Below are 6,666 nucleotides of genomic sequence, written 5' to 3'. Positions count from 1 at the left end.
GCTGTCTGGGTATTAGTATAGAAGGTGCTGCTTAAGGGAGCACTCAGGTGATAGAGACTCGAAATACCATCATAGATACTCTTGAAATTGGTATCCATCACCTTATGCTTTTCATCGGCTTCATTTAGCTTCTTGACCGCATCATCCAAAGTTTCTTCTGCTAAAACTGCTGTTGCAGAGGTTTCGCCAACAAGATTCTGAAAATCCGTGATCGTCTTGGAAAACTCAGAACCTAGAAATTCTAAGCCATTCTTTAAGCCAACAATCACGGGGTTATGAACATTATTGATTTCATTCGTAATCGCTTTCCCAACTTCTCCATGCATGGAATTACTGGTGATGATGGCATTCATCCCATTTTTAGCAGTATCCAACTGACTCTGAGCAGTCGCGACCATCTTCATATAGGCCTCTTGGGCTTTCTGAAGTTCCGCAATATCGACATAAAATCCCATTAGCCTTCCTCCGTGTTTAAATACGGCTCATAATACCGAACAAAATCCTCACTGCGCATAAAGGCAGTCGAGACTTGTTGCTGGGAGAGCTGAGTCGCACGTAAAACATCCTCTGTAAACTGACTTTCCCAGTCGTCACTGTAACCTTCAAAACGAAGCCGCTCGATCATCATGTTACTAACGAAAAAAGCATCCATTCCAGGCATCTCACCCAAAGTCATCAAATCCTCCTTGAAGAGATGGTACTATAGATTAGTATAAAAAGGAGAAACATCTTTAATGATTTCTTTTGAAAAAGCTGTCTGTAGGGGAAGAATATCAATAGCTTCAGAATACTGCTGATGATTTAAATAATCAACAATAGCAAGACAATCTTTTTCTTCACCATCTACAACGAGCGTTGCTACTGGTTGATTCTCTCTAACAACCATCAATAGGTAAACCGTCCGAACACCCGTATTCTGTTGTAAGAATGAAATTAAAGGAGTTGTCAGCCAAGAATAATCTTTACTTGGAACCCCAAATGATACTTGCTTTTCCGTCGTATTCTGTCCGTAGAATAAAGCCGATGGAAGGACTACATTATCAGACATAGGGTTTAGAACAATTCCAGCTATTTGATGATTAGACAGAAGTAACTGTATACAATCAGATAGGCGAACAGATTCCAAACGAATTGAATTATTATCACTTATAGGCGGCAGTTGCTCTTCTTGACTCGTTAAAATCGGCAGATAAAAATTTTCTGTTCCATCCTGAATATGGAGAATGCGGAACGTCTGCTTATCTATCCATCTTATAGGGACGAACAGCGTCCATTTCTCCATATCTGAAAGAAGTTTCGACCTATTCTCTTCTGTTCGATTCGATGAAAAATGTTGTAAACTATCTTTTATGTTCATTCTTTTTCAATTCCTTATCTAAATCTTGAAGTAGGTAGATGATTTCTAAATTATAATTAGCAGTTGCATCTATCAACATACGTGCATGATCCTTAAGATGAACATTCGATGGGATAGTTTCTGTTTCCTTTATTGATCTAATAATGGTATAAAGAGTGTTAATTGCTCCTTTCTCCTGTATTTCTGAAGGATACTGTTCATCCATTATTTCTAAAATTTTATTGGCTATCTCTATTGATTTCATACTCATAATCTACTCCTTAATTAGGGACAGTCCTTACATTCACAACCCAATCCTGCGACCATCCCTGTGGTAATAATATTTGGTCCGCACCGCCTTTTAGAACAGTCCCTGATGAAGAAATCTTCTGTGGCGCAACTTTTCCAATACTCAGTGTTTCTCCTTTAGGAATTCGAATCTCTACTTCATACATTCGAGTATTTTTCCATTCGGGAAGTAATGCAGTATCAATCTTCGCTTGAATTCTATTTTTTGCAGGGCTGGAAGTTACAAAACTTCCCTCTTGTTTTGCATTCCCTCCAAATGTACGATAAACAGTTACTTCTTCTGTTGTCACTACCGTCCGATATTGTCCATCCTGAAATGAATCCACAATCCATGATGGAAGGTCAGCCTTCTCTATTATTTTTACACTACCATCAATACCTGTAGGGTATTTAATTTGATTTTCTTTTCTTAAATACTCCCCAAACTTCGAACTTTCCCGTGCAAGTCGACTTTGCCTAATATTTTCAAGAATCCGCTCTTTATCAAAGGGCTTCTCTGCCACTCTCACTACATCATCCGCATGTTTACTAAAGAACTGTCTAACCTCACGCAGAGTCTTACTCTCAACGCTGAAGGTAGGCATGGTTCCCATACCTCCCGCAAAGGCAAATGCCTTTTTACGAATGCCAACCGGGATTCGGGTGTCTAATAATTTCTCGCCAAATTTTCCAATGACATTATTGCTCTTCGCTAGGATATTGTCAACCTTTGAACCCCATTTTTCGACATTTGCGAGAATTCTTGCCTTGGTACTGTTCTTGGCTAACTGAATCATCTCAGCTGCCTTAGCTCCGAGTTTCGTGCCCTTAGCCATCTTACCTACAGCTGCTGGACCGACAAAAAGACTGGCAATCTCAAAGGTCAAGCCTCCTGCATCATAGGCATCCATATGGGTAACTTTATCCCAGAGGGCTTTCCCTGTCTCCTGAGCACGATAAGCTGCCTTATCCGCATAACTAGCATTGGGATCCTGACCACGCTGAGCCGCTCCTGGATCCGTCAGAGCAGTGTAAGTTCCTACTCCTAACTCCGCAAGGCTAGACAGGTTATCTGCCGTTCCTCGCAAGTCCCGCTTCATCCACTCTGGAGTTTGACCTCCTGTTAAGCGATTGACGCCATCAATACTGGCAATGCCAATGATCTGAGTCAAATCTACAGCTCCGATGGCAGTATCTGAAACCATACTTCCAGCTGAACCAATAAAACCTTCCGCAAACAGGAGTGTATCTTTCAAGTCCTGTGGAATAGGCAGATTTCGTGTTCCCTCAACAACACCGCCCCACCAGGAACCAATCCCATTCGAGCGATCCTTCAGCCAGGCTTGGACGGGGTGATGACGGCGATAAGAAGCTTCTCGCTCAGCGGCTTCTTGTTCTGCCTTGCGTTTAGCAGCCTCAATCGCTTCTGCCTTGGCTTTCGCATACTGCTGATCCATCTCATAAATTGCTTTACCGAGATCTTCATGCGCCACAAAGTTAGTTAAAACAGAATCACTATAACTCAGGCTCTTCACTCTTCCAGCAGCCGCCATCTGGCTACTTAAAGCACTAAAAAGCTGCTCCGTACTGCTGGTTGTCGTCATCTTATCAAAGGCATTGACCTTATTCTTCGTATCCTGAACATACTTCCGGGCTGTCTGGGTATTTGTATAGAAGGTGTTGCTTAAGGGAGCACTCAGGTGATAGAGACTCGAAATACCATCATAGATACTCTTGAAATTGGTATCCATCACCTTGTGTTTCTCATCGGCTTCATTTAGCTTCTTGACCGCATCATCCAAAGTTTCTTCTGCTAAAACTGCCGTTGCAGAGGTTTCGCCAACAAGATTCTGAAAATCCGTGATCGTCTTGGAAAACTCAGAACCTAGAAATTCTAAGCCATTCTTTAAGCCAACAATCACGGGGTTATGAACATTATTGATTTCATTCGTAATCGATTTCCCAACTTCTCCATGCATGGAATTACTGGTGATGATGGCATTCATCCCATTTTTAGCAGTATCCAACTGACTCTGAGCAGTTGCGACCATCTTCATATAGGCCTCTTGGGCTTTCTGAAGCTCCGCAATATCGACATAAAATCCCATTAGCCTTCCTCCTAGTGAACATAAAAAGCGAGGAATCAATATCTATTCTTCAATCTCCAAATTCATTTTCTTCGTCATCCAAGACTACTTCCCCTGAACTTTCCCATTCTTCTTTTGTGATTTCGCCACTTTGATACATGAAGTTTTTATTCAATTCAACTAAAATATCATCAAAGTCATCAAAACAATCGATTATCCCCCTAATTCCAGTTAATAGATTATAGAAAGCAATAGTATAATCTGAATTCTCTGAAGAGGAAATTGTAGTAATGTCTATCTTGTTAAACAATCTTAATCCTTCATAAAAACGATCTTCATATTTTTTTAGAAAGATATTTATCGTATTGTCTATATCTCTGATACTTTCTTCTCTAAGTAGCACACCTTTATTGTTCTCATTAAGAATAGTCAATCGTTTCATTACATCTTTTAACTCTGAACTAATCATTTTAATCTCCTTCCAGAAGCTAAATTAAATTTTTTACTATTAGAAGTTCCATCAAGATTAAGAACATCCTTTACTTTACCTCTTTTATTGAATACCTCAAAATGATCTTTATGCAGACCATCTAAGTACAATTTATCTCCTTTTTTCAAAATATCATCTATATCTTTAGTCACCTCATAAACACTCTGCCCGTCATACTTCTTCTTAGTCTTTCTAAGGCTTCCCACAATCTTTTGTCCAAATTCTGTTTCAAAAAACTCCGACATATTATTGACAGCTTGTGTGACTCTCTCCGCCTTCCCAGAACCACCTACTCCTCGTACTACATCATCCGCATGTTTGCTAGAGAAGCGCATCACATCACGTAGTGTCTTACTCTCAACGCTGAAGGTAGGCATTGAGCCCATACCTCCCGCAAAGGCAAATGCCTTTTTACGAATGCCGACTGGGATTCGGGTGTCTAATAATTTCTCGCCAAATTTTCCAATGACATTATTGCTCTTCGCTAGGATATTGTCAACCTTTGAACCCCATTTTTCGACATTTGCGAGAATTCTTGCCTTGGTGCTGTTCTTGGCTAACTGAATCATCTCAGCCGCCTTAGCTCCTAGTTTCGTGCCCTTAGCCATCTTACCTACAGCTGCTGGACCGACAAAAAGACTGGCAATCTCAAAGGTCAAGCCTCCTGCATCATAGGCATCCATATGGGTAACTTTATCCCAGAGGGCTTTCCCTGTCTCTTGAGCACGATAAGCAGCCTTATCCGCATAGCTAGCATTAGGGTCTTGACCGCATCATCCAAAGTTTCTTCTGCTAAAACTGCTGTTGCAGAGGTTTCGCCAACAAGATTCTGAAAATCCGTGATCGTCTTGGAAAACTCGGAACCTAGAAATTCTAAGCCATTCTTTAAGCCAACAATCACGGGGTTATGAACATTATTGATTTCATTCGTAATCGCTTTCCCAACTTCTCCATGCATGGAATTACTGGTGATGATGGCATTCATCCCATTTTTAGCGGTATCCAACTGACTCTGAGCAGTTGCGACCATCTTCATATAGGCCTCTTGGGCTTTCTGAAGCTCCGCAATATCGACATAAAATCCCATTAGCCTTCCTCCGTGTTTACATACGGCTAATAATACCGAACAAAATCCTCACTACGCATAAAGGCAGTCGATACTTGTTGCTGGGAGAGCTCGATAAAATTCAAATCAAATTTCACTGCGTTGCTTTTCTAAATTTATCATTATGGTTTGTCCCACAAAGGTGAGGAATACATATAGCTTCCTCTGTTAGATATGTCCCTTCGACCCTCACGTACTATAAAGTCCAATACATTAAAGAATTTTTTTTCAGCCTCAGAAAAATTATCAAATTCAAATGTTCTTCCAATTACATAAGCTCTCTCATCTCTGCTATTCACCATGAATAAACCATCTTTGTAAAATATATGTACAGCAAATGGTGTTCTATTTGTTTCATCGAAAAGAACATACCGTAAAGATATATAATTTTTTTCTTTTATAATACATTCTATTTCTTGTTTGAATTTTTCAATTTGTTCCGAATTCATTTTATCACCTCTTTTAATAAACCTAAATCTTCATAATACTTCAAAGAATTCCCTAGTTGTATCTGAGTTCCTCCACCTGCTCCAAAGACTTTTGCAATTTCTCCTTGTTGAATATTAGCCAGATCTGACAAAGAAAATCCCCGGTTTTCCATTGCATCAATTAAGCTTTCTTTAACTTCTGATGAAGCTGTTTTAAAAGCATTTATTATATTTTCTTCTGTCAAATCATGCATTACTCTATATTGGTGGTAATCTTGGTAGCCTTCTGGATAAGGTAAACCACGTTTGTTAAACGCGATAATCTCTTCCTCCCTCACCGGACTAGTAAATTTTCCATATGGATGACCATAACGATCTATAATATCACCTGCTTTTAAATTTGCAGGTTGAGTAATGGGATTCCCTGCACTATCCAGTACAAAACCATCACCTTTTTCCGGCCACTTAATATGTCCTTCGCTATCCACATAACTTCGTGATCTGACAGGAATTTTTCTTCCATCGAAACCATCATCTGCCGATAGATAAGCACGCTTGCCATTTGGCATTTCAACACGTTCTGGGAAATAGTGTCCCTTAGCTTCATACTCTCTGCGAAGATAGTCATCAAACTTCGAACTTTCCCGTGCAAGTCGACTTTGCTTAAGATTTTCAAGAATCCGCTCTTTATCAAAGGGCTTCTCTGCCACTCTCACCACATCATCCGCATGTTTGCTTGAGAAGTGCATCACATCACGCAGAGTCTTACTCTCGACGCTGAAGGTAGGCATTGAGCCCATACCTCCCGCAAAGGCAAATGCCTTTTTACGAATGCCGACTGGGATTCGGGTATCTAATAATTTCTCACCAAATTTTCCAATGACATTATTGCTCTTCGCAAGAATCTTGTCAACCTTTGAACCCCATTTTTC

10 protein-coding genes are annotated in these 6,666 nt (G+C 40.2%); all 10 read right to left on the bottom strand.

Annotation, left to right across the window (positions count from 1 at the left end; genetic code table 11):
• Nucleotides 1-455 (bottom strand): T7SS effector LXG polymorphic toxin (locus NML69_RS09830; protein ID WP_254726646.1); only part of this gene is annotated, 455 nt, incomplete at its 3' end.
• Nucleotides 455-676, bottom strand: a complete 222-nt coding sequence (locus NML69_RS09825) for a hypothetical protein (RefSeq protein WP_143989609.1) — start codon at nucleotides 674-676, stop codon at nucleotides 455-457. The genes NML69_RS09830 and NML69_RS09825, both read right to left, overlap by 1 nt.
• 24 nt (nucleotides 677-700) lie before the next feature.
• A complete protein-coding gene (locus NML69_RS09820) occupies nucleotides 701-1,357 on the bottom strand; it encodes an enhanced serine sensitivity protein SseB C-terminal domain-containing protein (protein ID WP_247930054.1) in 657 nt (218 codons plus the stop codon).
• Entirely contained in the window at nucleotides 1,341-1,607 is a 267-nt protein-coding gene (locus NML69_RS09815; RefSeq protein ID WP_198459638.1) for a MerR family transcriptional regulator, read from the bottom strand. The genes NML69_RS09820 and NML69_RS09815 overlap by 17 nt, the downstream gene beginning before the upstream one ends.
• 10 nt (nucleotides 1,608-1,617) lie before the next feature.
• Nucleotides 1,618-3,732, bottom strand: a complete 2,115-nt coding sequence (locus tag NML69_RS09810) for a T7SS effector LXG polymorphic toxin (RefSeq protein ID WP_254726644.1) — start codon at nucleotides 3,730-3,732, stop codon at nucleotides 1,618-1,620.
• Nucleotides 3,733-3,781: 49 nt separating this feature from the next.
• Nucleotides 3,782-4,180, bottom strand: coding sequence for a hypothetical protein (locus NML69_RS09805; RefSeq protein WP_004262746.1), 399 nt, complete (start codon nucleotides 4,178-4,180; stop codon nucleotides 3,782-3,784).
• Nucleotides 4,177-4,884 (bottom strand): HNH endonuclease, encoded by a 708-nt coding sequence (locus NML69_RS09800; protein WP_254726642.1) that lies wholly within the window; start codon nucleotides 4,882-4,884, stop codon nucleotides 4,177-4,179. The genes NML69_RS09805 and NML69_RS09800 overlap by 4 nt, the downstream gene beginning before the upstream one ends.
• Complete coding sequence (locus tag NML69_RS09795) at nucleotides 4,857-5,288, bottom strand: T7SS effector LXG polymorphic toxin (RefSeq protein ID WP_254726640.1); 432 nt, start codon at nucleotides 5,286-5,288, stop codon at nucleotides 4,857-4,859. Before NML69_RS09795 ends, NML69_RS09800 begins: the two co-directional genes overlap by 28 nt.
• A 140-nt stretch (nucleotides 5,289-5,428) precedes the next feature.
• Entirely contained in the window at nucleotides 5,429-5,755 is a 327-nt protein-coding gene (locus NML69_RS09790) for an Imm59 family immunity protein (RefSeq protein ID WP_084946679.1), read from the bottom strand.
• Nucleotides 5,752-6,666: TNT domain-containing protein (locus tag NML69_RS09785; protein WP_254726638.1), on the bottom strand; the 915-nt coding region annotated here is incomplete at its 5' end. The genes NML69_RS09790 and NML69_RS09785, both read right to left, overlap by 4 nt.

Source organism: Streptococcus sp. CF8-6, assembly GCF_024295845.1.
GTDB classification, from domain to species: domain Bacteria; phylum Bacillota; class Bacilli; order Lactobacillales; family Streptococcaceae; genus Streptococcus; species Streptococcus oralis_BO.
The sequence above is the reverse complement of the archived record's forward strand: the minus strand, read 5'-3'. Positions and strand labels throughout refer to the sequence as shown.

Coding starts and splice junctions, on each gene's coding strand:
- NML69_RS09825 (WP_143989609.1), bottom strand. CDS start 676: ATGACTTTGGGTGAGATGCCTGGAATGGATGCTTTTTTCGTTAGTAAC.
- NML69_RS09820 (WP_247930054.1), bottom strand. CDS start 1,357: ATGAACATAAAAGATAGTTTACAACATTTTTCATCGAATCGAACAGAA.
- NML69_RS09815 (WP_198459638.1), bottom strand. CDS start 1,607: ATGAGTATGAAATCAATAGAGATAGCCAATAAAATTTTAGAAATAATG.
- NML69_RS09810 (WP_254726644.1), bottom strand. CDS start 3,732: ATGGGATTTTATGTCGATATTGCGGAGCTTCAGAAAGCCCAAGAGGCC.
- NML69_RS09805 (WP_004262746.1), bottom strand. CDS start 4,180: ATGATTAGTTCAGAGTTAAAAGATGTAATGAAACGATTGACTATTCTT.
- NML69_RS09800 (WP_254726642.1), bottom strand. CDS start 4,884: ATGGATGCCTATGATGCAGGAGGCTTGACCTTTGAGATTGCCAGTCTT.
- NML69_RS09795 (WP_254726640.1), bottom strand. CDS start 5,288: ATGGGATTTTATGTCGATATTGCGGAGCTTCAGAAAGCCCAAGAGGCC.
- NML69_RS09790 (WP_084946679.1), bottom strand. CDS start 5,755: ATGAATTCGGAACAAATTGAAAAATTCAAACAAGAAATAGAATGTATT.